Here is a 26,998-nt window from a genome sequence, read left to right as displayed (position 1 = left end):
GATGAGCGAACGCACCGCGTTGCCCGTGCCGGCCGGCGAGTTGCCGGACCCCGACACCGTGCGGGCCGAGCTTGCGCGCGTGCTGGAGAGCAAGTGCTTCGCGACGTCGGCGCGCTTGCGCTCGCTGCTGGCCTGGCTGGTCGAGCAGACGCTGGGCGGCAACGCCGAGCGCTTGAAGGAGTACACGATCGCGCTGGAGGTCTTTGGGCGCGGCGCGGATTTCGATCCGCGTATCGAGGGCGTCGTGCGTAACGAGGCGTGGCGTCTGCGCACGCGCCTCGCCCAGTACTACCGGACCGACGGCGCTGACAACCCCGTTCGCCTCGAACTGGCACCGCGTTCTTTCGCGGTGAGCGTTGCCCGGGCTGCGGCTTCGGTCACTGGGCTTGCGCTGCCGGGCTCGCCCACATCGGTGCCTGCGTCGCCTTCGGCGGTGCGCCTCGCCGTCCTGCCGTTCGACGTCGACGAACATTCCCCGGAAGCCAGGCGATTCGCCGACGGTCTGGCCGAGGAACTCGGCCACGCCCTGCGCAAGCTGCCGCGCATCGAGATCGTCGGGCGTTCGTCGTGCCGCCGCGTGCAACTGGGCGCGCTCGATGCGCGCGAAATCGGCGAGCGTCTGGGTGCGCGCTTGCTGCTGGAAGGCAGCGTGCGCCATGACGGCGCGCGCTTTCGTCTGATGGCGGAACTCGTCGATACGCAAACCGGCTGCCAGATCTGGACCCATGCGCTCGAACGTCCGTGGAGCGACGCCATCACGCTGCCCGGTGTCATCGCCGACGATCTGCTCGCGGAACTCATGCGCAGCGTCGATGGCTGGATGACGCCGCTTGCCGAATCTTTCGTCGATAGTCTGTGCTTCGATGCCGACCTGCGGCAGATGCTGCTGTTCGGCATGGCCTGCCCGCCGCACGCGGGAAGCATTCTGCGTCGCGCGGTGACGTGGCTCGAAGCCCGCGTGTCGCGCGAGCCCGCCAACGGCGCCGCGCGAGCGCAACTGGCGTCCGTGCTGGCGCTGTTCGTCACGATCGTGCCCGCCGCCAGCGCGGACCTGCTGCCTCAGGTCGAGCGCCACGCGCTGGCCGCCCTGAGCGCGGACCCGCAACAGGTCGATGCGCTCGTCGCGTGGGGCATGGCGTCGTTGTTCGTGTGCGACTGGATGTCGGCGCGGCGCGCGCTTGGCCGCGCTATTGCCGTTGCGCCCCAGCATTGCAGCGCGCGCATCGCGCATGGTCTTTTGCAGATGCAGGTGGGCGAACTCGACGGCGCGCTGGACGATCTGCGTATCGCGCGCGAAGCGAATCCCTTGTCGGTTTCCGTGAGCGGGACGCTCTCTGCCGTGCTGATGAACGCCCGCCGCTATGGCGAGGCGGCGGAGTTCGCGCGCCGCGCAATCGCGCTCGACGAGGCGTTCAAGCCGGCATCGGTATTGCTCGCCGACGCCATGCTCTGGGACGGCCGCACCGCATGCGCACTGTCGCGATTCGAAGAGCTGAGCCGGATGGATGGGCGCACCGTCTTCGGGCTCGGCAAGCTCGGCTTCGCGTATGGGCGCGCGGGCAATATCCGCAAGGCGCGGGAGTTGCTCGACGAACTCAAGCAGCGCGATGAGGATCCGGCGCGCGTTGAAATGGCGTGCGCCCATATCCATCTGGGGCTCGACGAGCGCGAGGCCGCGCTCGATGCGCTGAGTACCGTGCTGGCTACGCCTACCGGCGTGGAACGGCTCGGGCCGGAGCTGATGCTGCGCAGCGCTCCGCAATTCGACGCCGTTCGCGGCGATCCCCGTTTCGTCCAACTGCTGAACCGGCTCGGCCTCGTCCGTAGCTGATCCCGCTCGCCGCGCCCCAACTCGGCGCGAATACCTTCTCCTCTATCAATCGCATGCCATCGCGCATGCCGAACGCACGCGCCTGTTCCGTCCCTCTCAGGCTGGCGCGCGAACAATCTATGCCGTTCAACTTATCGGATACACCTATATTTTATCGATAATTTTGCACTTACTCTACGATCCATTGTTCGACTTGAGGTCATGAGAATGCAGATCGATTCGAAACGCGGAAGGGCGGCCCTGCTGGTTGGGCACATCGCCGGCATGGTCGATATGGTGGCGCTGCCGGTGTGGGTCGGCACGCTGGTGCAGCGGTACGGCCTCAACGCGCAACAGGCGGGCGGCCTCGTCACGCTTTTCCTGAGCGGCGTGGTGGTGGCGAGCGTGCTCCTCGCGCCGCGCTTTGAGGCATTGCCGCGCCGATGGATGCCCACGCTCGGCTACGGCGTGGCGGCGCTGGCGTTTATCGTGCTGGCGAACCTGGACAGTTTTCCGGCCATGGCGGCGTTGCATGTGATCGGCGGTCTGGGCGTCGGCTGCGGTTTGTCGTTCACGCACGGCACGATTGGCCGCACCGCCAATCCGCATCGCACGTTTGCCTGGGCGCAGGCCGCGCTTGGCGTGTTCGCGGTGGGCTTTCTGGGCGTCGTGCCCAAGGTCGTCGCAGCGCGCAGCGGCGCGGCGTTCTTCGTCATCCTCGCGGCTGTGATGCTGACGGCGATGCTCGTTGTGACCGTGGGCTTTCCTGCAAGCCGCGCGGCAATCGCAGAGAAGCGCACGCCAGTGACGAAGCCGCCGATTCCGCGAGCAACCTGGTTTGTGATCGCCGCGGTGACGCTGCTGACGCTCAATCAGGCGATGGTGTTCAGCTTCCTGGAGCGGATCGGCGTCGACCGCCATTTCGGTGCGGCGCGCGTGAATCTCGTGCTGCTGATGACCGGCATCGTGGCGCTTTTCCCCGCGATCATCGCCGCGTGGCAGCAAAAGCGTCTGCATCCTCGCACGGTTGCACTGATCGCGCCGTGGGCGCAGGCGCTCCTCGCACTGACGATCTCGACGAGTCTTGCGTACGGACCCTATGCGCTCGCGGGCAGCGCCTATCCGTTCGTCACGCTGTTCGCGCACACCTTCCTGTTCGGCTGGATCGCCCGTCTCGATCCGAGCGGTCGCGCCGTGGCGCTGACGCCCGCGATGGTGATGAGCGGCTCCGCCATCGGCCCGTTTGTCGCGGGCACCCTCGTGCTGGGCATGGGCTATGGCGCCATCGGCGCGGGTGTCGTGGTGGTGGCGCTGCTTTCTACCGTGCTGCTGTCGCGCATTCCACGTTCGTCGGCTGCCATTGCCGCTGAGACCGTCATGAGGCCGGCGCCATGAGCGTGCCGTATGCCGACTTTGCTCACGCGTCACCGATATCCGGCCAGAATCCAGATAATCGACGAAGAAAACGATCATTTATAATGACGGTTGGGTTCGGCTGCACGCGCGGACCGTTTAACTCTGGGATTGCACACACCTATGGACATTCAAGGCGCGCCCGGCAGCGCGAAGAGCCTCACTACGACGGCCTTCGAGTCGATTCGCGGCGATATCCTGCTGGGCAAACTGCTGCCCGACGAGCGGCTGCGCGTCCAGAGCCTGAGCGAACGCTATGAAGTGGGCGCGACGGCGGTGCGCGAGGCGCTTTCGCGGCTTGTGACCGAAGGTCTCGTCGACGTCGAGGACCAGCGCGGCTTTTGCGTCGCGCCCGTGTCGGCGGAAGACTTGATGGATCTGACCGAGACGCGTATCGGCGTGGAGCGCCTGGCGCTGGACCGCGCGGTGCAGATCGGCGACCTCGAATGGGAAACCAGCGTGTTGAGCGCGTATCACCGGCTTTCGCGCACGCCCGTGCCCAGCGACCCGGAGAAGCATCTGGCGTGGGCGCAGGCGCACCGGCTGTTTCACGAAGCGTTGGTTGCCGGTGCGTCGTCGGCCTGGCTCACGCGGCTGAGCCGCCTGCTCTACGATCAGTCCGAGCGGTATCGCAATCTTGCCGAGATCCGCACTTCGCCGCATCAGCGCGACTCGCTCCAGGAGCACAAGCAACTGCTCGACGCCGCGCTCGAACGCAATAGCGCCACGCTGTGCCAACTGGTCGACGAGCACTTCCGCGCCACGACGAAGATCATTCTCGATGCCGGGTTTGTGCAGACGCCCGGGAAGAAGAAGTCGCGTGTGAACGCGCGCGCCGCGCTGATCGCCTGATCGGTGGGTCGTTGGACGGCCGGGTCGTCTGGCCGTCCGTTCTCGTTGTTCTCCTCGCTGTCCTCGTCGTTGTTCTCTTGACCGTTATGGTCGTCTCGCCTTAGCGCCCGCTACACCCGGCAAGGGCGCCGCACGCCATTTCCTCCTCGCTTTACGCCTGATTCCGTCCGGGCGCGCTGACCGGCGCGCGCTGGCGGCCTTCGTTCGCCCGTCGCGCAATTTCGTACAGTTTTTCATTGATTATCGATAAAACGTGTTTTAATCTATGTCATCGGGATCGGGGGGGAGATGTATCGCCGCCGGCCTCACACACAGAAAACGGAGACACGGAAATGAATTTCGATGCCGATGTGGCGATCGTTGGCTACGGACCAGTCGGTCAGGCTCTGGCCGCGGCGCTGCTGGGGCGTGGGCACAGCGTGCTCGTGCTGGAGCGCTGGCCGGCCCTGTACGCGTTGCCGCGCGCGGTTGTCTACGACCACGAGGTCGCGCGCATCCTGCAATCGATCGGCGTGGCCGATGCGATGCGGGAGCACACGGCATTGAGTTCGCGCTACGAGTGGCGCAACGGGCGCGGGGACGTGCTGAAGGCCTTCGAAGGTCTGAACCGCGACGGCGTCTCTGGCTGGCCCGAGCGCCTGAGCTTCAGCCAGCCGTCGCTCGAACGCGCGCTCGACGCCAAGGTGCGCGCTTATGGCGACCGTGTGCAGATCCTGCAAGGCTGGCAGGTGCAGGCCGTCGTGGAAGGCAATGACGGCGTGAGCCTCACCGCTGTCGCCACCGAAGCGGCCGACGGCGAGCCGCGCAGCTTCAGGACGCGTTACGTCGTCGGCTGCGATGGCGCAGGCAGTTTCGTGCGCGAAGCGATGGGCGCGCGCTATGACGATCTCGGCTTTTCGGCCGACTGGCTGGTCGTCGATGTGGTGCCCAACAATCCGGCGGACTGGACCGATGACCTGATCCAGCTATGCGATCCGATGCGGCCGACGACCAACGTGTCCGGTGGCCCGGGCCGTCGCCGTTTCGAATTCATGCTGCTGCCGGGGGAAACGAAAGAGGCCATGAACAACGCCGCCACGGCGTGGCGGCTGCTGGAAGCGCATGGCTGGAATACGTCGAACGCCACGCTCGAACGCCATGCCATGTACACGTTTCGGGGTTGTGTGGCGGCGCAGTGGCGCAATGGCCGCGTGATGATCGCCGGCGACGCCGCCCATCTCACGCCGCCGTTCGCCGGCCAGGGGCTGTGCGCCGGGATGCGTGACGTCGCCGCGCTGTCGTGGCGCCTCGATCTGATTCTTCGCGGACTGGCGCAGCCGCAACTGCTCAATTCCTACGGGCTCGAGCGCACGCAGCATGTGCGCCGCTTCATCGATTTCGCGATCGAACTCGGCAAGGTGATCTGCGAACTGGACCCGCAGGCCGCGGCCGGCCGGGACGCCTGGCTGCTCGGCCCGGGTGCGAATGCCGAAGACCGTTTCCCGCCGTTGACCTTGCCGCCTTCCGATTGTCTGCGCGCGGGCGACCTGCTGGCCGGTGAGCTGTCCGTGCAGGGCCGCGTGCGCATGGTCGACACGACGGGCCGGTTCGACGATATCGCTGGCGGCGGTTTCACGCTGATCGCCTGGGAACACGATCCGCGCGCGGATTTCAGTGCCGCACAGATTGCCTGGCTCGAACGGGTGGGCGTGAAGGTCGTCACGGTGGGCGAACGCCAGGCGCTGGCCGATATCGACGGCACCTACGCCGCCTGGTTCGCGCAAATGGGCTGTAAGGCCGTGCTCGTGCGCCCGGACTTCTACGTGTTTGGCGCTGGCGATGCGCTGGACCTCGTCCGCGACCTGCAACGCACGCTTCACTGGAGCACGCCGGAAGAGTCGGCGCCAGCGTCGCGCGACCTCGTCCAGCACTACTTCGCCGCCAGATTGCACGCGCGCGTGAGTCCCGCGGTGCTCCGGGGCTGGCTTGCCGTTGGCCGTACCGATGTGGCCGTCGTGGACGTGCGCAATCCGCGCCCGGAACTCAAGGCGCGCATCGAGGGCGCGCTCGTGGCCGCTGCGGGCGATCCGGCGGCGCTTGCGTCGTTGCCTCGCGACAAAACCCTCGTGCTCTATTCCTGGGACGACGCCTGCACCTTGCTCCCGGCGGTGGCGCTCAAGCTGCTCGGCGATGGCTATGCCGTGAAGGAGCTTGCTGGCGGATTCCGCGGCTGGAATGAAATGCGCTTTCCGGTGGTGGAAGCCACGCCTGACGAAGCGACCGCGGCATAAGGCTCGGCTCGTTACGATCGGGGTTTGTCGATAATATGGAAATCCCGATGTTTTATCGATAAAAAGTGGTTTAATCTTTCAACCATGTGGCCGGGATGCGGCCAAGGTGTGCCGCGCCGCCGTTGGCGGGCCACCTGCAACAAAGGAGACAGGCGTTGATTACCGTCGAGGACATTGCATTCGTCCGCTACCAGGTGAGCGATCTCGAGCGCATGGAGCAGTTTCTGGCCGATTTCGGGCTGCACCGCGTCGCGCACACCGGCGAGGCGCTCTACATGCGCGCTGCGGGCGCCGTTCACCACTCGCATATCAGCGAATTCGGCGAGACGAACCGGGCCATCGGCTTTGGCTTCTTTGCCCGAACGCGTGCCGACCTGGACCGTCTTGCTGCGCAGACGGGCACACGCGTCAAGGACAACCCGGAGCCGGGCGGCGGCCAGCGGGTCCGCCTGACCGATCCGGCGGGCTTCGTGGTCGATGTGCTGCATGGACAGGCGACGCATGAGCCGCTGCCGACGCGCAAGCCGGTCGAGGTGAATCCGGCATTGGGGCGTCAGCGCTTTGGCAAGACGATCCGTATCGGCCGTGCGCCGAGTTCGGTTATGCGCCTTGGTCACGTGGCGGTGCTGGTGCCGAATTTCCAGGAAACGCTGGCGTTTTATCGCGACGTGCTGGGCTTCCGTGTTTCGGACACCTACTGGGCGGGCGTCGAGCAGAACACGATTGCGGCATTCCTGCACTGCGGCCTGGGCGATCAATGGACCGATCACCACACGATCGCGCTGGTGGCCACGCAGGAGGGCCAGGCGCGCTTCGACCATACGGCGTTCGAGGTGCTGGATCTCGACGACGTCCATCAGGGCGGCGAACACCTCAAGGCCTGCGGTTACACCCACTCATGGGGCGTGGGCCGCCATGTGCAGGGCAGTCAGATCTTCGATTACTGGCGCGACCCGTTCGGCAACAAGATCGAACACTGGACCGATGGCGATCTCGTCAACGACAGCACGCCTGTCGGTCACGCTGAGATTTCCAACGACGAACTGAGCCAGTGGGCACCGCCGCTGTCTCCCGAATTTTTTGGCTGAACTCATGGCTGATCGAGGCTGACGGAAGCCGATCGCCCATCCGCATCATTTTCTCAGGAGTATTTGCATGAAACTCGCACGCTACACCTACGATGGCGTCACCACCATTGGCGCAATCGACGGCGATCGTGTCGTGCCGCTGGCGTCGCTCGATTCCGCTGCGCCCGCAACGATTCGCGAAGTGCTCGCGGCTGGCCCCGCGTTGATCCAGCGCTTCGCGCGCGCGCTGACCGACGCGCCCGCCGGAGTGCCGCTCTCGGCCGTGCGTCTGGAGGCGCCGATTCCCGATCCGCAGAAGTACCTCGCGATCGGCATGAACTATCACGATCACGCGGAAGAAGCTGCGCGCGCGGGCATCAAGGTGCCGGAAAACCAGCTGTGGTTCAACAAGCAGGTCACCTGCATCACCGGCCCGTACGATCCGATCTACAAGCCGCGCGTCTCGCAAAAGATGGACTACGAAGCGGAACTGGGCGTGGTGATTGGCAAGCGTTGCCGCTATGTGTCGCTCGAAGAGGCCGCGAGTGTGGTGGGCGGCTATTTCGTCGCCAACGACGTGACGGCGCGCGACTGGCAGTTCAAGAGCCCGACTTTCACGCTCGGCAAGTCGTTCGACAGTCATGGTCCGATTGGCCCGTGGATCACGACCGCCGACGAGATCGCCGATCCTCACGCGCTGCAAATGAGCCTGTCGGTCAACGGCGAGCCGCGTCAAAGCGCCAGCACGGGCGGCATGATCTACAACATCTGGCAGCAGATTCACGAGCTCTCGCAAGTCATGACGCTCGAACCGGGCGATCTGATCGCAACGGGCACATGCGCGAACGTGGGGATTGCACTGGGCAAGTTCTTGCAGCCTGGCGACGTGGTGCGCGTGGAAATCGAGCGGCTTGGTCATATCGAGAACACCGTCGCCGACGAACCGGTCTGAGCGCCATCCAGCCACGGCACAGCAAGTATTTTTACGCCGATAGACGTCGGTTTGAGTCGATTCGGAATGCGAATGAATAACGGAGACTAACGATGACGATTGAATTCAAACCTGGCGTACGCTATCGCATGCCCGCCGTGTTCGGCCCCGCACCGGGCCCGCGCCAGAAGGCCGATGGCACGATCTGGAAGCCGGAAGAAACCGGCATGATGCGCGCACAGTGGATGACGGTGAGCTACCGCACGCGACGCGAGAGCCTGGAGCGCATTTTGCCGCCGGGCTTCGCACTGCGTGGCGAGCCGGAAGTGCATGTTTCGCTGGCGTTCTTCAATGACCTGTACTGGCTGGCGGGCCGTGGCTACGGCATCCTCAATGTGGAAGTGCCGGTGGTCTACACCGGCAAGACGGAAACGATCGAAGGGGCGTTTTGCCCGGTCCTGTGGGAAGGCGTGCCGGACGCGATCATGACGGGGCGCGAGGAACTGGGCTTTCCCAAGCTGTTCGCGGACATTCCCGCGCTGAAGATCGACCACGACAACGGCACCGCAGGCGGCGAGGCGTCATGGTTCGACTATCGCTTCTTCGAAATCGACCTGCACGGCCTCACGGAAATCTCGGGCGACAAGAAGCTGCCCGGTCCTGGCGGCGCCACGCTGTTCTACAAGTACATGCCGCGCACGGGCAGTTCGGGCACGGGTGGCTGCGACGTTGCATACGCAACGACCTCGCAGCCCTTGCCGGGCGCATCGGGCGATACGTCGCCGATCAAGTTCAGCGACGCGAACTTCCGCAAGTGGAAGGGCACGGGCGGTTCGGTCAAGTGGAATCGCGCGAGCTTCGAGCAATTGCCGACGACCTTCCACATCGTCAATGGCCTGGCCGATCTGGAGATCGTCGAGTACCTCGGTGCGGAGATGATCGAGTTCAGCGCACCGGGTGTTGCTGTGATGGCCAACGTGATCCGCCCGGTTGACCCGGCGGTTTGAACCTGATGGCGCAGTGGCCGATAGCTGGGCGCGCCTGTGCAAGGCGCGCCCAGACACGCTGTCTTCGTCCCGTTAGCGCCAGGAGTTTCGAATGACAACTCAAATTCAACACGCGCCGAGTCGCGATTACCCCATCATCGAGCAGAAGGATTTCCGCAAGGTGCTCGGTCACTATCCCACCGGCGTTTGCATCGTGACGACGCGGGTGGACGGCAATCCTCTCGGGCTGACCATTGGATCGTTCACGTCGGTGTCGCTGGACCCGCCGCTCGTGGGTTTTTTGCCTGCGCGCAGCTCGAAGACCTGGCCGCTGATTCAACGCGCGGGAACCTTCTGCGTGAATGTGCTCGCGGACGATCAGGAAGGCCTCTCGCGGCGTTTCGCGACGTCGGTTCCGGAACGCTTCAGCGATGTCACACATTCGACCTCGGGCCTGGGATTGCCGGTTCTGGACGGTGCATTGGCGTGGATCGATTGCGAACTCCATAGCGTTCAGGACGCCGGCGACCATGTGTTTGTTCTGGGGCGCGTGATGGCGATGGAGGCGGTGCGCGATAGTCGTCCACTGCTGTTTTTCCAGGGTGGATTCGGTCGCTTCGTGTCTTGCGAAGCGGCCTGAGGTAACCACGGCTCTAGAGCCGATGCATGCAGTCCGGGCCGCTTCGAGAGGGCCCGGACTGCTTTGTTCTTTGCTACTGTGAACGATATTGCAAAAACCGATGCCCCGACATCGAGATGTCGGGGCATGTTTGCGGATTCGCTACGCTTTACGACGACGAATCAGGATGCGACACCGGGGCCTGACTCGCAGCGCGCAGATGTTCCATCGGCACATAGACGAGGCGGTCGGCGCCCCGCGCGGTGAAGTACAGCTTGCCGTCCACCATTACCGCGCCGCATGAGTAGTTGACGAGCGAGTCGCCGCTACCGGCGACCAGTTTCTCGACCGTTCCGCGAGCCGGATCGACATGTGTCACTTCCCACGCTTGGGGGCAGTCAGGGCCGCAATGATGGAGGCTCGCGACGCTTGCGCGCTGACCGGCGACGAGCAGCGTGCCGTCCGCGAGCCGATGGATATTGTCCGGCAGGAAATCGAGCGGCAGCTCGCGGACATGGCCGTCGGCGCGCGAGATGATCAGGAGCTTGCCTGCCGACCACGCGCTGACGTAGGCGGTTTTGCCGTCAGGGCTGACCTCGATCCCGTTAGCGCCGGCAACCGCCGGGAAATTTCGTGCGGGAGTGAATTCGGCGTCGCCCGGATGCCATTCCAGCACAACCCCGGTCGTTTCACCGCGCTCCATGCGAACTTGCGAATCCTTGTCTCTCGAATCGAAGAAGCTGGTTGCGAGGAGACCGCCATCGGGCAGTGCGATGACCCCATTGGGAAAGCCCCCTTCAGGCAGCTTGACGCAGCTTTCCCATTGCAGTTGCCGGTTGTGTTCGTCGAAGCGGAAGCCTTCGATCGAGCGGCGGGCGTTATTCACCGCGTAGAGGTGCGTCACTCCATCGGCATCGCGGCGCACGCTCAGTCCGGCGAAGGAGGCGTGGTCCGCATCGACGGGCGTCGAACAGGATTGCGCATCCTCTGACTGGACTGGTGCCGCGGACGCGTTGGGAAAGAGTGCTTCGACCTTGCGCGATCGGGCATCGATCAGATAGAGGTGCCCATGCCCTTGTGGACTCATGCCGCTGGCGAACAGCAGCGGTGCGCCGGGGACCTGGATGAGATCTTCACTGGCGACCGGGCCGCAGATGAAGTGCAAACCGTCGTGCGCGTCGCAGTTCGTCGTGACCGCGGGGGCTACTGCCGGTGCAGCGGCGAGCGCCGCTGTGGGCAGTGCTAAGGAGAGGGTGCTGCTACAAAGTAAAGCCAGCGTTCCGGCACGAACATACGTGCCAAGAGAGCGGATTCCACGGTCCATGATTGTGCTCCTCCATTGGGATTGACATTGCCCGGAACTGGGCGTGCTTTCACGATTCCGTCAGGTCATGACGAAGATGTGAAGACGACACGTCGATCTCCTCTCCCCGAACAGGGTGAACCTGTTCGGGGAGATCGATCTTCGAGAATTAATATGTTGTTCGTACTACGAATTATTACTGACGAAATAAAAATGACACTCGCTTGCTGATGTGTCGGTTGATAAAGTCAGGTCTATTCGAGAGACATCCGGGAACGTACTGCGTCGACAAGAGGCTGCGCGTTTCTTTAGAACATCAGCGCCACCGAAATGTAGCCGTTCACAGCAAGCGGAACATGCGGCGTGATCGTGATGTTCTTGACCAGCGCGATAGCGGGCTGGATGAAAACACCGCGTGCTACGTGGAAAGAATAAGAGAGGCTGGTGCTCTGTGAGTAGTGGTCAGTCGGTTGGCCGGGGAACACGGCTCCCAGCGCGGCGCGGCTCAGCCCGTTATACGACACGACGAATGACAGCAGGTCGGCAGGACGTCCCGGGATCAAGCCAATACCATACATGCGAGCTTCATAGTATCGCGTGTAGAGGTTCCGGTTCGGCGGCTGATAGCTTATCGACGCTCCCGCGTAGAGGCCGCGGGCTGGTGAGCCTGCGTCCGGTTGCCAGAACTGATAGTCCACCAGCGCGTAAAGGCCGTAGTTGGATTGTTTCGTGCCCGTTTCGAAGTTTGTGTATTGGGTGCTGTTATAGACACCGCCCGCGCGGAACCAGAACGATTTATGGTCCGGCGCAGCTGGCTGGTTGACGCCGATTTCGTTAAGTGTCACTACGCCAGAATTGGGAAAGGAAAGACGCAATCCGAAGGCGTTATTGTGAATGCTTTCGGTATATGACTGATTCGGAATGCTGCGCGCGACAGCAACCTTGTCGTAAAACCCGTTGGGACCGTTGTAGCGGAAGGTGAAGCCCGGCGTGGTCAGGCCCGGATACGAAAAGCCAGCCGAAACGGGAAGCGACGCGTTCGGGCCGAGCGTGCCAGAGGTGAAACTTCCCGCAATATTGGCGCCCATGAATTCGTTGGACAATTGCAGCCAGCCGACTTTCATTTCGAACTCGTCGTTGTTGAACGACTGAAAATACGCGAGCGTACCGATACCCTGCGAGCGGGTCGGATTCAGATCCGGCCGGCTGCTGGTGATGGCCTGAAGGAGCACCTGGATCTGCCCGCCCGGCAGCCCGATCTTGCTGGCGTCGTAGGTAATGAAAATACCCTGTGAGCCTGTGAAGTAGGTCGGGTATTTCCCGTTGTAGCTGGCCCCCGGCGTCTTGTCATTGCGGAAGTTATAAGCGACGGCATTGACGCTGTAGCCCACGATGCCGATGCCGTAATCGGCCAGCGCCGAGCGGGCGCCGCCCATATCCGCGAAGATCGTATCCGACGCCGGTGGAAACGGCGTGTCCCAACCCTTGACGCCGAGCGCGTCATACGCGGGCGGCGACGGCGGAACCGGTGAAAGCCCGGGCGTCGTCAAAGGCGTGATTTGTGGCATCGTCTGCGCAGTGCTGATGGGCGCTTGCGACTGACTTTGATCGTCAGCCTGGGCAAGTGCCAGAGCGGGACATGCGGCCACGCATAGTGCTGCAATCTGTGTTTTCAAGGACGTGCTCCTCCGTCATGTTTCTTGTATGGTTCAGCCTCGTCGACGCCATGCCCGCGAGAGGGATGGCAATCGGCGAGTGCCTGTGTTTCGAGCCGTCTGTGTGCTCGAATGTATGTAGGGCTACTAATCTATTGCCTGAGTGGCGGCCGAACTTTTCGCTACTTCCTGCTACTTCGTTCAGCCATCACGTCGCACTACTACTTCACTCACCGCCGCCGTTATGTCGGCGGCAAGCCTGTCAATCGCGCTGCAGAACCAGCGTGTCGACAGGCAGTCGCGTGCGCTCGGCGATCTCGCGCGCTTGCAGATCTTCGGGGAGCAGACCTACGTCCGCGACCTTGCCGATGGCGATCGTCGTGATCGGGCTGAAGTGCGCCGGAAGGGCAAACTCCTCGCGCATCTTGTCGACTTCCATACCGGCCATCTGATGAGCGTGCAGACCCAGCGCGTGCGCCTGGAACACGATGTTCGCCGCAGCTTGTCCCGTGTCGTATTCGGCCCACGGGTTCGGTCTCGCGTCCGCCGTCGGGCCGTCTGCCTTCACGGCGATGGCGAGAATCAGCAAGGACGCGTTCGGCGCCCACACCTTGTTGTTGCTCGTGAGGTGGCTGGCGATCTTGTCGAACGTCGGCGTGCCGCGCTTGCCCACCACGAAGCGTCGCGGCTGGAAGTTCACGGCGGAAGGCGCCCAGCGTGCGGCTTCGAGGATCGACAGAACCTGCTCATCCGTGATCGTTGCGTTCGCATCGAACGAGCGCGGCGACCAGCGCCATGCGAGCACGTCTTCGATCGGTGCGGAGGTAACTGCCTTGCGGTCAGATTGCGTTTCTAATGCCATTTCCTGATTTTCCCTTGATAAAGGACGCTACTAAAGCGTGGATGGGTGGAGGCGGTGATTCACGTAAATTCATACAGGGTGGTGGCATGCCACCTGACGGCCGTCGACTTCACGAAGGACCGGCCGCGTGTGCGTACAGAGCTGCGTCGCATTCGGGCAGCGACCCGCGAACGGACATCCGTTGCCCGCGCCGGGTAGCGGCGACTTTTCCCGTGTCGCGATCGAGAGCCGTGCGGTGCGCCGCCTGGCCTGTTCCTGGGGATCGGGAATGGGCGCCGCGTTGACCAGAGCGACCGTGTACGGATTTCTGGGCCGCGTGGTGACGAGCTCCGCCTTGCCGACTTCCATCACCATGCCGCGGTACAAGACGACAACCTGCTGGCACAGGAAGCGCACCACACCCAGATCGTGTCCGACGAACAGGAACGCATAGCGCTGCGTGTCGCGCAGATCGGCGATCAGATTGATCACATGTGCCTGAGCCGAAAGATCCAGCGCACTCACGGGTTCGTCCATCAGCACGATTTGGGGCGTGCTCGCCAGTGCGCGGGCGATACCGATGCGTTGACGCTGCCCGCCCGAGAACTGGTGGGGATAGCGGCGCAGGTCGCCGCGTGTAAGACCCACCGATTCCATCGCGTCGCCGGCACGATCCCACATTGCCGCGCGCGCGGTCTTGCTGTCGCGCAGCGCCTCGACGATCGTGTCGCCGATGGTCTGGAACGGACTGAGCGAGGCAAATGGGTCCTGAAATACGGCGCGAAGCTGCGAAACTACGGGGCGGCGTGCTTTCCCTGTTGCATGGGTAATGTCATTGCCGTTGAGGAGAATGTTGCCCTCGCTCGCGGTGGCCAGACCCAGGATCGCTTTGACGATGGTGGACTTGCCCGAGCCCGACTCGCCGACGAGTCCCACGGTTTCGCCGTGGCCGACGTCGAACGTGATGTTCTGCACCGCCGGTCGCGCTTTGCCGATCAGGCGCTTGGCGCCATACGATACGGAGAGATTCCGGATCGAGAGGGCGGCGGTTTGTGTTGCCTCACTCATGCGTTAGCTCCCATAACGACGCGCATCACCGGTGCGGGCAAAACGCAGGGTTTGGCCTGGATATCGTCTTGGCGGATGCAGCGAACCCATACACCGTTGTCGCCAGAAGAAAGGTCGACAGGCGTTTTGCATGCCTGTGCGGCGTAGGGGCATCGCGGCGCAAACCGGCATCCTTCGGGCCATTCGCCCGGACGAGGAACACGACCGGCGATTGCAGCCAGGCGCTCCGGCATCGGCTGATCTTCCGGCAGATGCGGGTTGGCCTTCAGCAGCGCCATCGTGTAGGGCTGGATCGGATTGCGCAGCACCTGTTCGACCGGGCCGTGTTCGACAATCTGGCCGGCGTACATCACGGCGACCTGATCGCAGACATCGGCGATCACGCCCATGTCGTGGCTGACCATGATCATCGCAATGCCGGTTTCATGCGCCAGCCTGTGCAGCAGGTCGAGGATTTCCATTTGCACGGTGACGTCGAGCGCAGTCGTCGGTTCGTCGCCGATCAGCAGACGTGGCTGACCGCTCAAGGCCATCGCGATGGTCACACGTTGCGCCATCCCTCCAGAAAGCTCGTAAGGGCGCGAGCGCAGGACACGCTCCGGGTCGGGTATCTCCACGCGCTTGAGCAGGTCGACGGCGATCTGACGGGCTTCGGCACGGCCCACTTTGCGCAGTCGCATGATGGGCTCCATCATTTGCGCGCCCACCGTGAACAGCGGATCGAGCGCGACCAGCGGGTCTTGAGGAATCCTCGCGATGTCCTTGCCGCGAATCTGGCGCATGTCGCGCTCGGACAGGCTGGAAAGATCGCGTCCATCGAACCCGATCGAGCCGCCGACCTGACGAACCTCGGCGTCGAGCAGACCCAGGATCGAAAGCGCCGTCACTGTCTTGCCGCAGCCCGACTCGCCGATCAGGCCGAGGATCTCGCCCGCCTGCACACGCAACGACACATCCGTCACAAGCTGCGTGCCGTTCTGGAGCTCGATGGTCAGACCGCGAATGTCGAGGAGTGCCTGGTTTGTCGGCGCTGGGGACGGCGTCACACGCTTCGCCGCCTGAGGACGACGTCGACGAATCGGCGCGGGGTCCGGATGCGCGATGACCAATGCAAGCTCGTTCGCCGCAATCACGGTGAGCGTGAGCAGGAGACCGGTCGGCACCATCATCCACGGCTGCTGGTAGATGTATTGCGAGGCGGTGGCGATAATGCCGCCCCAGCTCGGCACCGGCTGGGAAGGGCCGAAGCCCATGAAGGCCAGTCCTGCTTCCACGAGAATGGCGCCTGCAAACAATTGTGAAGCCTGCACGGCGATCACGGTGCGCATGCCCGGCATGACGTAACGCAGGCTGATCCGGACTGCGCTCACACCATCGACGCGGGCCGCATCCACGTACAGGCGCTTATGCAGCGATTGCGCCACGCCGAGCAGGATGCGGTACACGGGCGCTGCGGCCATCACGCCGAAGATCGCCATGATCGTGTAGGTCCGGTCGCCGCCCACGGCGCTGATCACCGCAAGCAGAATGACGGTCGCGGGCAGCGCGAGGATGATCTCGGCGCTGCGCGATAGCGAATTCGCCAGCATGCCGCCGCGCTCTGCGGCGACGAGGACCAGCGGCACGGCGATGAGCAGCGCAACGCCAGCGGTGATCGCTGCCGCAAGCAGGGCGGGGCCACTGGCCGTGAACATTCGCGTGAGGATGTCGCGGCCCAGTTCGTCGGTGCCAAACCAGTGGGCGGCGCTCGGCCCCAGAAGCCGTGACGCCAGGTCGCCATCGGTGGGGCTATAAGGGCGCCACAGCGGCGACGTGACCGACAGCAACACAACCAGGCCAAGCCATGCCGATGCCAGCGCGCCAGCGGGTCTCGTCAGCAGGCGTCGCAATGTCGATCTGTTTTCCACGCGCGAGTTGCCGGATTCAGTGGCGGGGCAAGGGGGCGTTTGCGGCTCGTTAGTTTTTGCGGCGTTCATGCGAGCCTCACTCGGGGATCCAGCAGGACGACGAGCGCGTCCAGCACCAGGTTGACCATGACGACGACCAGCGAAGCCACGATCACCACGCCTTCGACAGCCGGGAAGTCGTGATAGGTCACAGCGGTCGATGCCGCCTGACCGAGGCCGGGCAGACCGAACAGACCTTCGATGATGATCGAGCCCGTGAAAACCGCGACGAATTGCATGCCGAGCACCGAGACCACCGGCACGCTGGCCGATCGCAGCGTATGCACGAACAGCACGCGCCACGGCGGCGTGCCCATCGATCTGAGCATCTGGATATGCGGTTGCGCGAGCGACTGGATCGTCGACACGCGTGCGGTGCGGGCGACGATGGCGATCCCCGGGATGGCCAGCGCGATAACGGGAAGCGTGATGCTGGCGAGCCAGCCGCTCAGTCCATCCGCAGGCGAGACATAGCCCGTGGCGGGAAAGAGGCTGGTTTCCACCGCGAGCAGGTACACGAGCACCACCCCGATCCAGAACGGCGGCGCGGACAGCGCCATGCCGTTCGCGGCGTTGATCAGCCGATCCGTCACGCCGCCGCGCACGGCGCACACGACTCCGATTAGCACACCGAACACCGCGCTTACCAGCGTCGCGAGCGCTGCAATGGTGCCCGTGATCTGCAAGCGTGCGGAAAGATCGGGGCCGATCGCGTGGCCATCGATGATGGACTCGCCGAGATCGCCCTGAACCGCGCCCGCGAGATAGTGGGTCAACTGGCTCACGAGCGATTCGTTCCAGCCGATCTTGTCGTTCAAGGCGTCAATCTGTTCCTGCGACGCGCCCGAGCCGAGAATCAGCTGGCCCGGGCTGCCAGGCGTCAGATGGACCAGAAAGAAGCTGAGGACGACGGCGCCCATCACCGTGACCAGCGACAGGACCAGACGACGCGCGAGATACTGGATCATGATTTGACCGCGCTAATGCTCGACAGCAGGGGATAGACGCCCGAGGACGACGCTACCGGCTTGCTGACCTTCTTCGGGTTGTAACCCACATAGGTCGGCTGGCTGTAGACCGAGATGGACCATCCCTGATTGACGATTGCGTTGTTGACCTTGACGAGGCCGGCTTCGCCTTCGTTGCCCTGGCCGCTTTCGGCGTTGGCCAATGCGCTCTTGATCGCCGGATCGCTGGCGTGCTGCGGATTGACGCCGCCTGCGAGCAGGAAGCTCTCGACCCAGCTCAGCGGATTGAGCCCGTAAGCGAAGGCGAAATAACCCAGCGGCGTCACGCGTGGCGTTTGCAGCGGCTGCGTCACATGCTCGATGTTCATGTCCACGCCGATGCGTTGCCACTGCTCCTTGACCGCCTGAAGATCGAGGTCATAGGTATTGCCGGCGGCCTGCATCGGGAACGAGAAGCCGTTCGGATAGCCCGCTGCCGCGAGAAGTTGTTTGGCCTTGGCCGGATCGTACGCGTAGCGATGCTCCAGATTCGCGTCGTAACCAGGCTGCCCCTGCGGGATGTAATTCGCCGTTGCGAACGCGCCGTCGTGAATGCTGGCGACCTTCTTCCGATCGATGGCGAGAGACAGCGCTTCGCGCACCTTCACGTCCGCGAAGGGCTTCGACACATTGCCGAGCTTGTCGAACAGCGTGAACGCGAAAACCGTACCGGGGAAATCCGTCACGGCCATCTTCGAGGCGACGAGACTCTTGGTCGTGCTGTCGACGGGAGCAACGGCCACCTGGCCCGACACGAGTGCATTGGCCTGCGACTGCGCGTTGCCCAACTGCTTGAAGGTGACCTTCGCATAGGAATACGCATCGGCATTCCACGCGTCCTTGTTGCGGTTGAGGACGTAGGCGCTGCCTTTGACCGACTCGGTGGCGGACAGTATGTACGGCCCGGACCCGTCCGGCGTCGTCAGCAGCGACTTGGGATTGTCGATTGCTTTTTGACCCACGATGCGGCCGGAGTAGTCGGCCAGCAGCGAAGGCGCCGATGCGGTGGGCTGCGCAAACGTGATGACGACGGTCTTGGGATCGGGCGCGCTGACTTCCTTGATCTCGGCGGCGCCGCCCTTCGCGACGGCCGAATAGGCCGCCAGTGACGGATCGGTGCGGCGGTCGAGATTCGCTTTTACCAATGCCGAGGTGAGCGTCGATCCATCGGTGAACTTCACGCCGTCGCGCAATGTGAGCGTGAGCACCGTTTTATCGGCGTTGAACGAATAGCTGGCCGCAAGACCCGGCTTGATCGAGCCGTCCGGCGTTGGCGCAAACAGCGAATCGTAGAGGCCTTCCCAGAACGTCGTTACGCCGCCGCCGGAAATCCCCGCCGGGTCATAGCCGAAGGGCGCCGGATCGTTCGCCACTGCAATCGCCACTGCATCGACCTGGGGCGTGCCGTTCGCCGGGGTCGGTGAGCACGCAACCAATGGCGTCGCCAGAAGGGTTGCCGCGAAGACCGGGTACAAGGCGCTCGTCCACGGGGCAACCACACGGACGTTGTCACTGCGTCGTTCCATTACATCTCCTCTCTTCCATTTTTCGTCTCCCCTGTATGGTGTGTCGTTATTTTATTGGGGCGCTACTTGCGTGCGGGGCCGTCGAAATTGGCCATTCGATTCGACGACTGCACGCCCAGAATCTGCTTGCCGTTGATTTCCGCCATCGGGTCGAGGCGAAGCGCGCCATGAGTGGACAACACGCGGATGTCGCGCACGTGTCGCTGAATCGGATTGGCGAGCGCGATCGTCGACGAACCGAGCGCCAGTTGCAGCGAGTCGATGGCTTGCGCGAGCAGGTTGATCACGTAGATCAGATCCATCGAAATCACCGGTTCGTCTTCGCGCTCGAAGTCCTGGTCGTTCAGGGCGCGGCGGTCCAGTTCGTCGGCGTAACCGTAAATCGTGCGGCGCGCCACGTTGATCGCGGCCCGCGCCTTGCCCGCGACGACCTGCACGGAAGGCATTTGCGCGACGGACGGGTAGTCGAGATTGAACGGTTTGAGTCGATGTGCCTGTCCCACGAAACTCTCAAGACATGCCTCTGCAATACCCAGGCTCAGCGCGGCAAAGCTCACCGGCGCCAGCAGCATCTGGCCGAGCGGGCCGAAACGGAATGCGAGACCCTCGTATTTGCCCTTGAGATTGCCGGCCATTTGCGGCAGGTCGGCCATGTCGAACAGGCGGTGCGCGGGCACGAATTCTTCTTCGCCGACTGTTGTGATCGTGTTGCTGCACGACCCCATCTGGCCCATCACATGCCAGTCGTCCAGCACGCGGAACTGGTTTTGCGGCAGCACCGCGCGGGCGCGATGCGAGGTGCCGTCTTCCGCAGTGTACTGCACGCCCACGATGGCCCACGCCGCGTGCTTCGAGCCGCTGCCATAGCGCCATTGTCCACTGATCATCCAGCCGCCGTCGACCTTGCGCGCCTTGCCGGTAGCTGCCGAAAGCAGGTTCGCGCCTGCCACGAGCGGCCCTTGCCAGGTTGCCGCATTGGCGAACATCTCGCTGACGAATTGCTCCGGGAAAACCAGCTCGCCGCGAATGCCGGTGGAGACGATCGCCAGCCAGCCCGCTGCGGCGTCGCCGCTGCCGAGCGTCGTGATGATTTCCGCAATATCGCGCGCGCCGAGTGCGAGGCCGCCGTATTGCGCCGGAAGCGTCAGACGAAAGACGCCTAGCTCGCTGACGGCCTTGAGGGTTTCCGGTGCGAGCGCGCCAATGCGTTCGCTCTCTTGCGCATTACGGCGCAGCAAGGGAACGAGTTCACGCAGTGCATCACGCGTGCGACGACCGAGATCGCTGAGCGCATCGGCTGCGTTGTCTTCCTGCGGCCGCTCGGCGGGGATGGCTTTGAGTGCGTTACTGCTCACGGTTCGATGTCTCCTTGCAATGTCTCGCGATGGCGCCCATTCATGCGTCAACAGCGGGGCACGCTGCGAATCTTGGTCAATGTGTTCGATCACATCGTAATGCCTGATTTGTGACCGGTCAAGGTGTCGTGAATCGCGAATGCTGCTAGAAAACCCTGATAAAACACGGATGACACGCATTCGATGGATAGATTGACGTTGCAATGTGACCGGTCACGCAGTAGAGTTGGAAGCCTGCAAACTCAACACTTGAAGGGGCATGACTGATGGCGGACTTTACTGTCACGGGCGGGGTCGCAACGATTCACAACGAGGCGTTGTTCTCGACCTGGGAAACGCGAGCCGATTATTACGAAGCGTTGACCGCAGCCGCGGATCCTGTCGCGGCGGCGCACAAGCGCCTGCTGATGGATTTCGAGGTCGCACTCTCGGCGGTGGTGCGGGCAGGGCGTATTCACGAAGACATCGATGCGGTGCTCGAGCGCTTTATCGGCGACGTCTATATCCAGCACGATCCGAACGTGGGCGATGGCCGCGAAGCGCTGGCGGCCAGCTTTCGCGACGTGCCGGCGCCCGATTCGCCGCCGATCCCGGTGAATTTCGTCGTGGAAGGCGACCTCGTGTCCATGCTGCTTCAGCGGCGCCTGCCCGATCCGCACAATCCGGGCGCCACGTATGACATGTTCATGCCGGTGCTCTTCCGCGTTCGGGACGGGAAGTTCGTCGAGCACTGGGATTCGCGCGAGAAGATGTGAGGGGGACGGGCAATGAATGAACCAACTCAATCTGATGTGATCTTTGTCGGCGCGTACGGTCGCTCGGGTCAGGCGTCGGGTATCACCGAATACGCCGTGGACAAGTCGACGGGCGCCTTGCGCGTGAAAAGCTGGACGCCGGAATTCAATCCGGCGTACCTGGTCGTCGATCCTGTAAAGCGCATCCTGTACACCGAGTGCGAAGACCCTGCGCGCGCGGAAGGCTCGGTGGCGTCGTATCGCATCACGGATCAAGGTTTGCAGTTCCTGAGTCGCCAGCCGGTGCGCGATCCGTGCCATCTGGCGCTTTCGCCATCCGGCCGCTTTCTTGTTGCGCCTTCGCACGGCGACGGCACCATCGTCGTGATTCCTGTTGCTGAGGACGGTGTGCTGCTAGCGCCGAGTGACATCGTTCAACACTACGGGCATGGGCCGAGGCGCACCCAGAAGGGACCGCACCCCCATTGCGCTGTGTGGTCGCCGGACGGCCGGTTCGTCGTCGTCACCGATGCGGGCAACGACACGATATCGGCTTACGAACTCGACGAAGCAACGGGGCGGCTTCGCCTCGATGAGCGTCGAAAACTCGACATGACACCGGGCACGGCGCCCCGGCATCTGGTGTTCCATCCGGAATTGCCCGTCGCTTATGTGAACGGCGAGGGCAGCATGTGCGTGATGACGCTGAACTACGACGCCGAATCAGGCGTTTTCGAGGAGGTCCAGCGCATCGCCATGTTCACGGATGACGAACTTGCCGCGCTGGGCGAGCGCATGTACGGCTCGGCGGCCATCGTTCTGGATCGTTTGGGTCATCACCTCTACGTCTCCAACCGCGGGCCTGACGTCATTTCTTCGTACGATGTCGAGCCTTCGAGCGGACGACTCGTTGCGAAGTCGCGGATCGCGAGCGGCGGGCTCAATCCGCGGCACGTGTTGTTCAGCACGTCGGGGCGAACGCTTTACGTCCTGAATCAGGCGCAATCGGCCGATAGCAACGGGATTGGCTCGATCATGGCGATGACGGTAGCAGGCAACGGCGACTTGTCCGATCCGGATGTGGTGGACGTTACCGCCATGCCGGCGAACGCGGTGTTGCTGCGCGGCTAGTGTGCTTCAATGCGGCGCCGATCCCGACATTGCGAAAGGATCGGCGCCTTGGTCAGTTACCCGCGCGTTTTTTCAGGCGCATCGCGCTAAAGAGGCACCCCAACAGCGCACAAGCGCTACCCAGGCCAATCGCCATTCGTGGCCCGGCAGCCGGCCACCAATGAAAACATTGGGCGACGAGACCTGCCCCGAGCGTCTGCCCCATCAGTCGCGAGATGGCCACAACCGCACTTGCGCCGCCGCTGCGGGTGGCACTCGCGCCACTCATGATTTCGCGCATGTTCGGCGACTGAAACAGCCCGAAGCCGATCCCGCAGACGCCAAGGCGAACCGCGATACCCACGCTCGACACACCATCGCTCATCGTTGCCAGCGCAACCATCCCGAGTGTCAGCACGATAAGCCCCGCACTGCAAAGCAGGCCGGATGAATATCGATCGCTGAGCGGAGCGACCACAATCGCCATGACGGCCACGAGAAGCGGCCACGCTGCGATCACGAAGCCCGTTCGGGTGACCGGCATGCCGAAGGCGCCTTGCAGCAGAAACGGCAGGGAAACCAGCGCCAGCGATTGGGTCGCGAAAGCACAAATCGACGTGAGCGACGATAGTCTCACGGTGCGGATCGCCATGAGGTCGACCGCAAGCATGGGCGCGGGATGGCCGCGTTGCTTGCGCGTCAGTGCCGCCGCGCACGCCAGCGATGCGAGCACGCAGGCAATCGTCAGAGCGCTTGCGCCTGCATTCTCCAGCATGCAGATGCCAAGCATCAAAAGCCCAAAGAATGCCGTACACAATGCGGCAGACGCAGAATCGAATCGATGCCTGCCGCCTGCGGCATCCGGAAGATAAATTGCAGCGAGTGCGATAGCCGCCGCTGCAACCGGCACGTTGACGCGAAACAGCCAATGCCAGCTCGCGAACGCGAGGATCGTCGATGCGACGACCGGGCCGAGTGTGAAGCCGATGGCGACGACCAGTGCATTCGTACTCAGGCCGCGTCCCAGCATCGTGGGAGGATGGATGTGTCGAATGAAGGCCGCGATGACGCTCATGATCGCGGCCGCGCCCACGCCTTGCACCGCGCGTCCGGCGACGAGCCAGGCAAGCGTCGACGCACTGCCGCACATCGCCGACGCGATGCCGAATAGCGCCACGCCGCCGATAAACACCCTTCGATAGCCCGTGGACTCGCCAAGCGCGGCAAAGGGCAATAGCGCCGCGATCATCGCAATCTGGTAGGCGTTGGTCACCCAGATGATCGTTGCCTTGGTCGAGTGCAGATCGACCGCGATTTCCGGCAGCGCCGTGTTGGCGATGGTGGTGTCCAGCGCTGCGAGGATCGCTGCGGTCATCAATGCAGCCATGCACAGGCGGCGTCGTGCGGTTGAAACCCCTTCCTCTTGCGGCGCGGCTTCAGCCCGAAGCGTGTTCGTAGGCGTGCGAGCCTGTTTTTCCAGAACCGTGCTCGTATTCATTTCACGCGCCACGTCCAGTTGAAATCGTCGATTGCATGTTGAGGACTCGAATCATGATGGTGGGGGCGGAGTGGATCAACGCCGCGCGGGGCACGGCATGAGCGTTATGCTCCGCTCCCGGTCATCTCACGTCCAATATCGTTTCGTCGCTGATTGATACATAATCCGTATCATGGATCTCCGCAGACTCAGATACTTCGTGGTTCTGGCCGAAACCTTGCATTTCGGCCGCGCGGCGTTGCGCCTGAACATCGCGCAGCCGCCTCTGAGCCATCAGATTCGCGTGCTGGAAGAAGAACTTGGTGCGCGTCTTTTCGACCGGAGCAATCGTCATGTCGAACTGACGGCGGCAGGGATGGCGCTGCTGCCGGAAGCGCGGGCGCTGCTGGCGCAGGCGGAAAAGACCAGTGCGATTGCCGCTCGCGTCGAGCGGGGCGAACTGGGGGAGCTACGCATTGGCTTCACGAGCGCGGCAGCGCTGACCCACGTGATTCCGCGCCTGATACTCGCTTATCGTCGCGACTGGCCGGGCGTGCGTTTGAGCATCCACGAACTGACGACGCAGGGACAGTTGACGGCCATGCTTGAGCGACGCCTCGACTTTGCTTTCATCCGCGGAACCGTTGCGCCGGATTTGCCGCCGGCGTTTGGCGCGGTGCGCCTGTTCGAGGATGCGTTCTTCGCTGCGCTGCCGCCCGAGCACGCATACGCGGAAGGCAAGGGCCCGCTGGCAGTCAAGGCGCTAGCCGACGAACCATTCGTCATGTACCCGCCCGACAGCGGCACAGGGGCATACGAACAGGTCATGTCGATGTGCCGTCATGCAGGCTTCGCCCCTGTGGTGGTTCAGGAAGCGCTCTCGGCCGCCACGATGGTCGGGCTGGTGGCGGCAGGGTTGGGTGTGGCGCTGGTGCCGGAATCGTTCCAGCGGATCGAGGCAAGTGGCGTGGTTTTTCGTCCGCTGCGCGATAGTCAGGCCAGGTCGGCGATGTGGTTGGTCTTTCGTGCCGACGAAGTCTCTGTGCGCGAAGCGGCCTTCCTTGAAGTCGCCGGCGTCGTCAAAAGACCGCGCCGTTCGCGCTCAGGCGCCTAGCCGGCCGCGCCCCGCTTCAACCCAGCGCCGTGGGTAGCGGCTGCCCGGTGATAAACGCGTCCAGATTCGCCAGCACGAGATTCGCCATGCCGCGACGTGTTTCCTGCGTGGCGCTGGCAATGTGCGGACTCAGCACGACCTTGTCGCTTGCGCGCAGCGCTGCCGGTACGTTGGGTTCGGCTTCGAATACATCGAGCGCCGCGCCCGCGATCAGGCCTTCTTCAAGCGCAGCGATCAATGCCTGCTCATCGACCAGCGAGCCGCGCGCGACGTTGATCAGATAGCCGTCGGGGCCGAGTGCCGTGAGCACAGGTGTGGAGATCAGATGCCGCGTGGCGGCGTTCGCGGAACTGGCGATAATCAGGACATCGACGGATTCCGCCAGCGAGGGAAGATCAGCGACGAAGTGCCAGGGCACTGCTTTTTCCGCGAGATCCGTATAGAAAACCGGGCCGAACGGTGCGACGCGGCTGGCGATGGCGCTGCCGATCTTGCCGAGCCCCACGATGCCAAAGCGCAATCCGGACACTTTCCTGGCAAGCGGCATGTCGCCGCTCGGCCATTTGCCGGCGCGCACGTGCGCGTCGGATGCGGGCAGGCGGCGCAGCAGGGAAATGATCAGGCCGATAGCCAGATCGGCCACATCCTCGGTCAGCACGTCGGGCGTGGTCGTGACGCTGACGCCCCGCGCGCGTGCATGCGCAAGGTCGACCTTGTCGAAGCCGACGCCGTTAATGGCGACGATGCCGAGCGCGGGCAGTTGATCCATCAGCGCATTGCTACAGCCGAGATGACCGCCGGTGACGGCGGCACGCACGCTATCCGCGTGCGCGGATAGCCACGTCTGCTGCTGTTCGGCCGACAAGTCGAACCAGCGGACGATTTCGAGCCGTCGTGAAAGTTCGGATTCCAGATAATCGGAGAAGGGGCAAAGCTGAAGCGCAACAGGTTTGTTCACGGTGAGAAGCCTCAGATCACGGACAGGATGCCGCCATCCACATAGATGGTCTGGCCATTGACGAAGTCGGATGCGGACGAGGCAAGGAAGACGGCCGCGCCGTGCAGATCACCCAGCTTGCCCCAGCGGCCAGCGGGCGTGCGCTTGCGCAGCCATTCGTCGAAGACGGCGTCTTCGACCAGCGCCTTGTTAAGCGGGGTGTCGAAATAGCCCGGGCCGATCGCGTTGATCTGTAGCCCATGCTTCGCCCAGTCGGCGCACATGCCTTTGGTCAGATTTTTCACGGCGCCCTTGGTGGCCGTATACGGCGCGATGCCTGGACGCGCCAGCTCGCACTGAACGCTGCCGATATTGATGATCTTGCCGCGCCTGCGCTCGATCATGAACGCCGCCACCGCCTTGCTGACGTAGTAGACGCTGCTGAGATTCGTCGCCATCAGCGCGTCCCAGTCGGCGTCGTTGAACGTTTCGAGCGGCGCGCGGCGCTGGATGCCCGCGTTATTGACGAGGATATCTATCGGCCGGCGCGCCTCGATGCGCGCGATGCCATCGCGCACCGCTTGAGCGTCGGTCACGTCGAACGATTCCACGTCGACTTGCGCGCCCGTGGCGCGCAGTGTTTCAGCGGCGGCCTCGAGTGCCTGGCCGGAGCGGCCGTTGAGGATCACCGACGCACCGGCGTCGGCAAGTGCCGTCGCCAGCGCGAGGCCGATGCCCTGGCTGCTGCCGGTGACCAGGGCGGTACGTCCCTCAAGACTGAACAGTTGTTGCATGTGCTGCCTCCTTTCCCATGACGTGATCTGGGAGGCAAGTATAGGAAGTGACCGATAACATTGCAACATCGATTGAGCGGGGTATCGGCCATGAAAATTCTCTAAATTGCGCGTTTTCCCCTAATTTTATGGTTCATGCTTGACTCTCCAATGAGCGACAACTTAAGATGTGACCGAGCACAT

The 26,998-nt window shown here is 63.4% G+C and carries 22 protein-coding genes; 11 read left to right on the top strand and 11 right to left on the bottom strand.

Going from position 1 to position 26,998, the window contains the following annotated elements:
* Position 1: 1 nt before the first annotated feature.
* The 8 genes from U5782_RS24780 to U5782_RS24745 all read left to right on the top strand — a co-directional run bounded on the left by U5782_RS24780 (position 2) and on the right by U5782_RS24745 (position 9,969).
* Entirely contained in the window at positions 2-1,831 is a 1,830-nt protein-coding gene (locus U5782_RS24780) for a hypothetical protein (protein ID WP_322046530.1), read from the top strand.
* 207 nt (positions 1,832-2,038) lie between these two features.
* Positions 2,039-3,205 carry an MFS transporter gene (locus U5782_RS24775; protein WP_322046529.1) on the top strand — a complete coding sequence of 389 codons (1,167 nt, stop codon included), beginning with the start codon at positions 2,039-2,041 and terminating at the stop codon, positions 3,203-3,205.
* 141 nt (positions 3,206-3,346) lie between these two features.
* A complete protein-coding gene (locus tag U5782_RS24770; protein ID WP_322046528.1) occupies positions 3,347-4,075 on the top strand; it encodes a GntR family transcriptional regulator in 729 nt (242 codons plus the stop codon).
* 332 nt (positions 4,076-4,407) lie between these two features.
* A complete protein-coding gene (locus U5782_RS24765; RefSeq protein WP_322046527.1) occupies positions 4,408-6,345 on the top strand; it encodes a bifunctional 3-(3-hydroxy-phenyl)propionate/3-hydroxycinnamic acid hydroxylase in 1,938 nt (645 codons plus the stop codon).
* A gap of 155 nt (positions 6,346-6,500) precedes the next feature.
* Positions 6,501-7,433, top strand: a complete 933-nt coding sequence (locus tag U5782_RS24760) for a VOC family protein (protein WP_322046526.1) — start codon at positions 6,501-6,503, stop codon at positions 7,431-7,433.
* Positions 7,434-7,500: 67 nt separating this feature from the next.
* Positions 7,501-8,364: a fumarylacetoacetate hydrolase family protein gene (locus U5782_RS24755; RefSeq protein WP_322046525.1), complete on the top strand. Its 864-nt coding sequence runs from the start codon at positions 7,501-7,503 to the stop codon at positions 8,362-8,364.
* Between the two features lie 92 nt (positions 8,365-8,456).
* On the top strand, positions 8,457-9,350 hold the full coding sequence (locus U5782_RS24750) for an acetoacetate decarboxylase family protein (protein ID WP_322046524.1): 894 nt from the start codon (positions 8,457-8,459) through the stop codon (positions 9,348-9,350).
* A gap of 91 nt (positions 9,351-9,441) precedes the next feature.
* Complete coding sequence (locus U5782_RS24745; protein ID WP_322046523.1) at positions 9,442-9,969, top strand: flavin reductase family protein; 528 nt, start codon at positions 9,442-9,444, stop codon at positions 9,967-9,969.
* A gap of 148 nt (positions 9,970-10,117) precedes the next feature.
* Here the strand turns inward: U5782_RS24745 and U5782_RS24740 are convergent, their stop codons facing one another.
* From U5782_RS24740 to U5782_RS24705, 8 genes are all read right to left on the bottom strand, one after another.
* Complete coding sequence (locus U5782_RS24740) at positions 10,118-11,272, bottom strand: hypothetical protein (protein ID WP_322046522.1); 1,155 nt, start codon at positions 11,270-11,272, stop codon at positions 10,118-10,120.
* Between the two features lie 287 nt (positions 11,273-11,559).
* Entirely contained in the window at positions 11,560-12,927 is a 1,368-nt protein-coding gene (locus tag U5782_RS24735) for a carbohydrate porin (protein WP_322046521.1), read from the bottom strand.
* A gap of 241 nt (positions 12,928-13,168) precedes the next feature.
* Complete coding sequence (locus U5782_RS24730; protein WP_322046520.1) at positions 13,169-13,768, bottom strand: nitroreductase family protein; 600 nt, start codon at positions 13,766-13,768, stop codon at positions 13,169-13,171.
* 69 nt (positions 13,769-13,837) lie between these two features.
* On the bottom strand, positions 13,838-14,815 hold the full coding sequence (locus U5782_RS24725) for an ABC transporter ATP-binding protein (protein ID WP_322046519.1): 978 nt from the start codon (positions 14,813-14,815) through the stop codon (positions 13,838-13,840).
* Entirely contained in the window at positions 14,812-16,791 is a 1,980-nt protein-coding gene (locus tag U5782_RS24720; RefSeq protein WP_322046518.1) for a dipeptide/oligopeptide/nickel ABC transporter permease/ATP-binding protein, read from the bottom strand. The genes U5782_RS24725 and U5782_RS24720 overlap by 4 nt, the downstream gene beginning before the upstream one ends.
* Complete coding sequence (locus U5782_RS24715; RefSeq protein WP_322046517.1) at positions 16,788-17,729, bottom strand: ABC transporter permease; 942 nt, start codon at positions 17,727-17,729, stop codon at positions 16,788-16,790. The genes U5782_RS24720 and U5782_RS24715 overlap by 4 nt, the downstream gene beginning before the upstream one ends.
* Positions 17,726-19,294, bottom strand: coding sequence for an ABC transporter substrate-binding protein (locus U5782_RS24710; RefSeq protein ID WP_322046516.1), 1,569 nt, complete (start codon positions 19,292-19,294; stop codon positions 17,726-17,728). Before U5782_RS24710 ends, U5782_RS24715 begins: the two co-directional genes overlap by 4 nt.
* Positions 19,295-19,356: 62 nt before the next feature.
* The gene (locus tag U5782_RS24705) at positions 19,357-20,649 is read right to left on the bottom strand and encodes an acyl-CoA dehydrogenase family protein (protein WP_322046515.1); all 1,293 of its coding nucleotides are present in this window, start codon (positions 20,647-20,649) and stop codon (positions 19,357-19,359) included.
* A gap of 266 nt (positions 20,650-20,915) precedes the next feature.
* Here U5782_RS24705 and U5782_RS24700 point away from each other — a divergent pair, with 266 nt between their 5' ends.
* Positions 20,916-21,404 carry a nuclear transport factor 2 family protein gene (locus U5782_RS24700; RefSeq protein WP_322046514.1) on the top strand — a complete coding sequence of 163 codons (489 nt, stop codon included), beginning with the start codon at positions 20,916-20,918 and terminating at the stop codon, positions 21,402-21,404.
* 12 nt (positions 21,405-21,416) lie between these two features.
* Complete coding sequence (locus U5782_RS24695) at positions 21,417-22,514, top strand: lactonase family protein (protein ID WP_322046513.1); 1,098 nt, start codon at positions 21,417-21,419, stop codon at positions 22,512-22,514.
* Positions 22,515-22,566: 52 nt separating this feature from the next.
* Here U5782_RS24695 and U5782_RS24690 read toward each other — a convergent pair whose 3' ends face one another.
* Positions 22,567-23,868: an MFS transporter gene (locus U5782_RS24690; protein ID WP_322046512.1), complete on the bottom strand. Its 1,302-nt coding sequence runs from the start codon at positions 23,866-23,868 to the stop codon at positions 22,567-22,569.
* 322 nt (positions 23,869-24,190) lie between these two features.
* Between U5782_RS24690 and U5782_RS24685 the strand changes: the two genes are divergently transcribed.
* Positions 24,191-25,084, top strand: a complete 894-nt coding sequence (locus tag U5782_RS24685) for a LysR family transcriptional regulator (protein WP_415914403.1) — start codon at positions 24,191-24,193, stop codon at positions 25,082-25,084.
* A 16-nt stretch (positions 25,085-25,100) separates the two neighbouring features.
* Here U5782_RS24685 and U5782_RS24680 read toward each other — a convergent pair whose 3' ends face one another.
* A complete protein-coding gene (locus tag U5782_RS24680) occupies positions 25,101-26,042 on the bottom strand; it encodes a 2-hydroxyacid dehydrogenase (RefSeq protein ID WP_322046510.1) in 942 nt (313 codons plus the stop codon).
* Between the two features lie 11 nt (positions 26,043-26,053).
* On the bottom strand, positions 26,054-26,815 hold the full coding sequence (locus U5782_RS24675) for an SDR family NAD(P)-dependent oxidoreductase (protein ID WP_322046509.1): 762 nt from the start codon (positions 26,813-26,815) through the stop codon (positions 26,054-26,056).
* Positions 26,816-26,998: the final 183 nt, after the last annotated feature.

Origin of the sequence: Paraburkholderia sp. J67 (assembly GCF_905220265.1) — a bacterium.
Classification (GTDB): Bacteria; Pseudomonadota; Gammaproteobacteria; order Burkholderiales; family Burkholderiaceae; genus Paraburkholderia.
The sequence above is the reverse complement of the archived record's forward strand: the minus strand, read 5'-3'. Positions and strand labels throughout refer to the sequence as shown.

Coding starts and splice junctions, on each gene's coding strand:
- U5782_RS24780 (WP_322046530.1), top strand. CDS start 2: ATGAGCGAACGCACCGCGTTGCCCGTGCCGGCCGGCGAGTTGCCGGAC.
- U5782_RS24775 (WP_322046529.1), top strand. CDS start 2,039: ATGCAGATCGATTCGAAACGCGGAAGGGCGGCCCTGCTGGTTGGGCAC.
- U5782_RS24770 (WP_322046528.1), top strand. CDS start 3,347: ATGGACATTCAAGGCGCGCCCGGCAGCGCGAAGAGCCTCACTACGACG.
- U5782_RS24765 (WP_322046527.1), top strand. CDS start 4,408: ATGAATTTCGATGCCGATGTGGCGATCGTTGGCTACGGACCAGTCGGT.
- U5782_RS24755 (WP_322046525.1), top strand. CDS start 7,501: ATGAAACTCGCACGCTACACCTACGATGGCGTCACCACCATTGGCGCA.
- U5782_RS24750 (WP_322046524.1), top strand. CDS start 8,457: ATGACGATTGAATTCAAACCTGGCGTACGCTATCGCATGCCCGCCGTG.
- U5782_RS24745 (WP_322046523.1), top strand. CDS start 9,442: ATGACAACTCAAATTCAACACGCGCCGAGTCGCGATTACCCCATCATC.
- U5782_RS24740 (WP_322046522.1), bottom strand. CDS start 11,272: ATGGACCGTGGAATCCGCTCTCTTGGCACGTATGTTCGTGCCGGAACG.
- U5782_RS24730 (WP_322046520.1), bottom strand. CDS start 13,768: ATGGCATTAGAAACGCAATCTGACCGCAAGGCAGTTACCTCCGCACCG.
- U5782_RS24725 (WP_322046519.1), bottom strand. CDS start 14,815: ATGAGTGAGGCAACACAAACCGCCGCCCTCTCGATCCGGAATCTCTCC.
- U5782_RS24720 (WP_322046518.1), bottom strand. CDS start 16,791: ATGAACGCCGCAAAAACTAACGAGCCGCAAACGCCCCCTTGCCCCGCC.
- U5782_RS24715 (WP_322046517.1), bottom strand. CDS start 17,729: ATGATCCAGTATCTCGCGCGTCGTCTGGTCCTGTCGCTGGTCACGGTG.
- U5782_RS24710 (WP_322046516.1), bottom strand. CDS start 19,294: ATGGAACGACGCAGTGACAACGTCCGTGTGGTTGCCCCGTGGACGAGC.
- U5782_RS24700 (WP_322046514.1), top strand. CDS start 20,916: ATGGCGGACTTTACTGTCACGGGCGGGGTCGCAACGATTCACAACGAG.
- U5782_RS24695 (WP_322046513.1), top strand. CDS start 21,417: ATGAATGAACCAACTCAATCTGATGTGATCTTTGTCGGCGCGTACGGT.
- U5782_RS24690 (WP_322046512.1), bottom strand. CDS start 23,868: ATGACCGCAGCGATCCTCGCAGCGCTGGACACCACCATCGCCAACACG.
- U5782_RS24675 (WP_322046509.1), bottom strand. CDS start 26,815: ATGCAACAACTGTTCAGTCTTGAGGGACGTACCGCCCTGGTCACCGGC.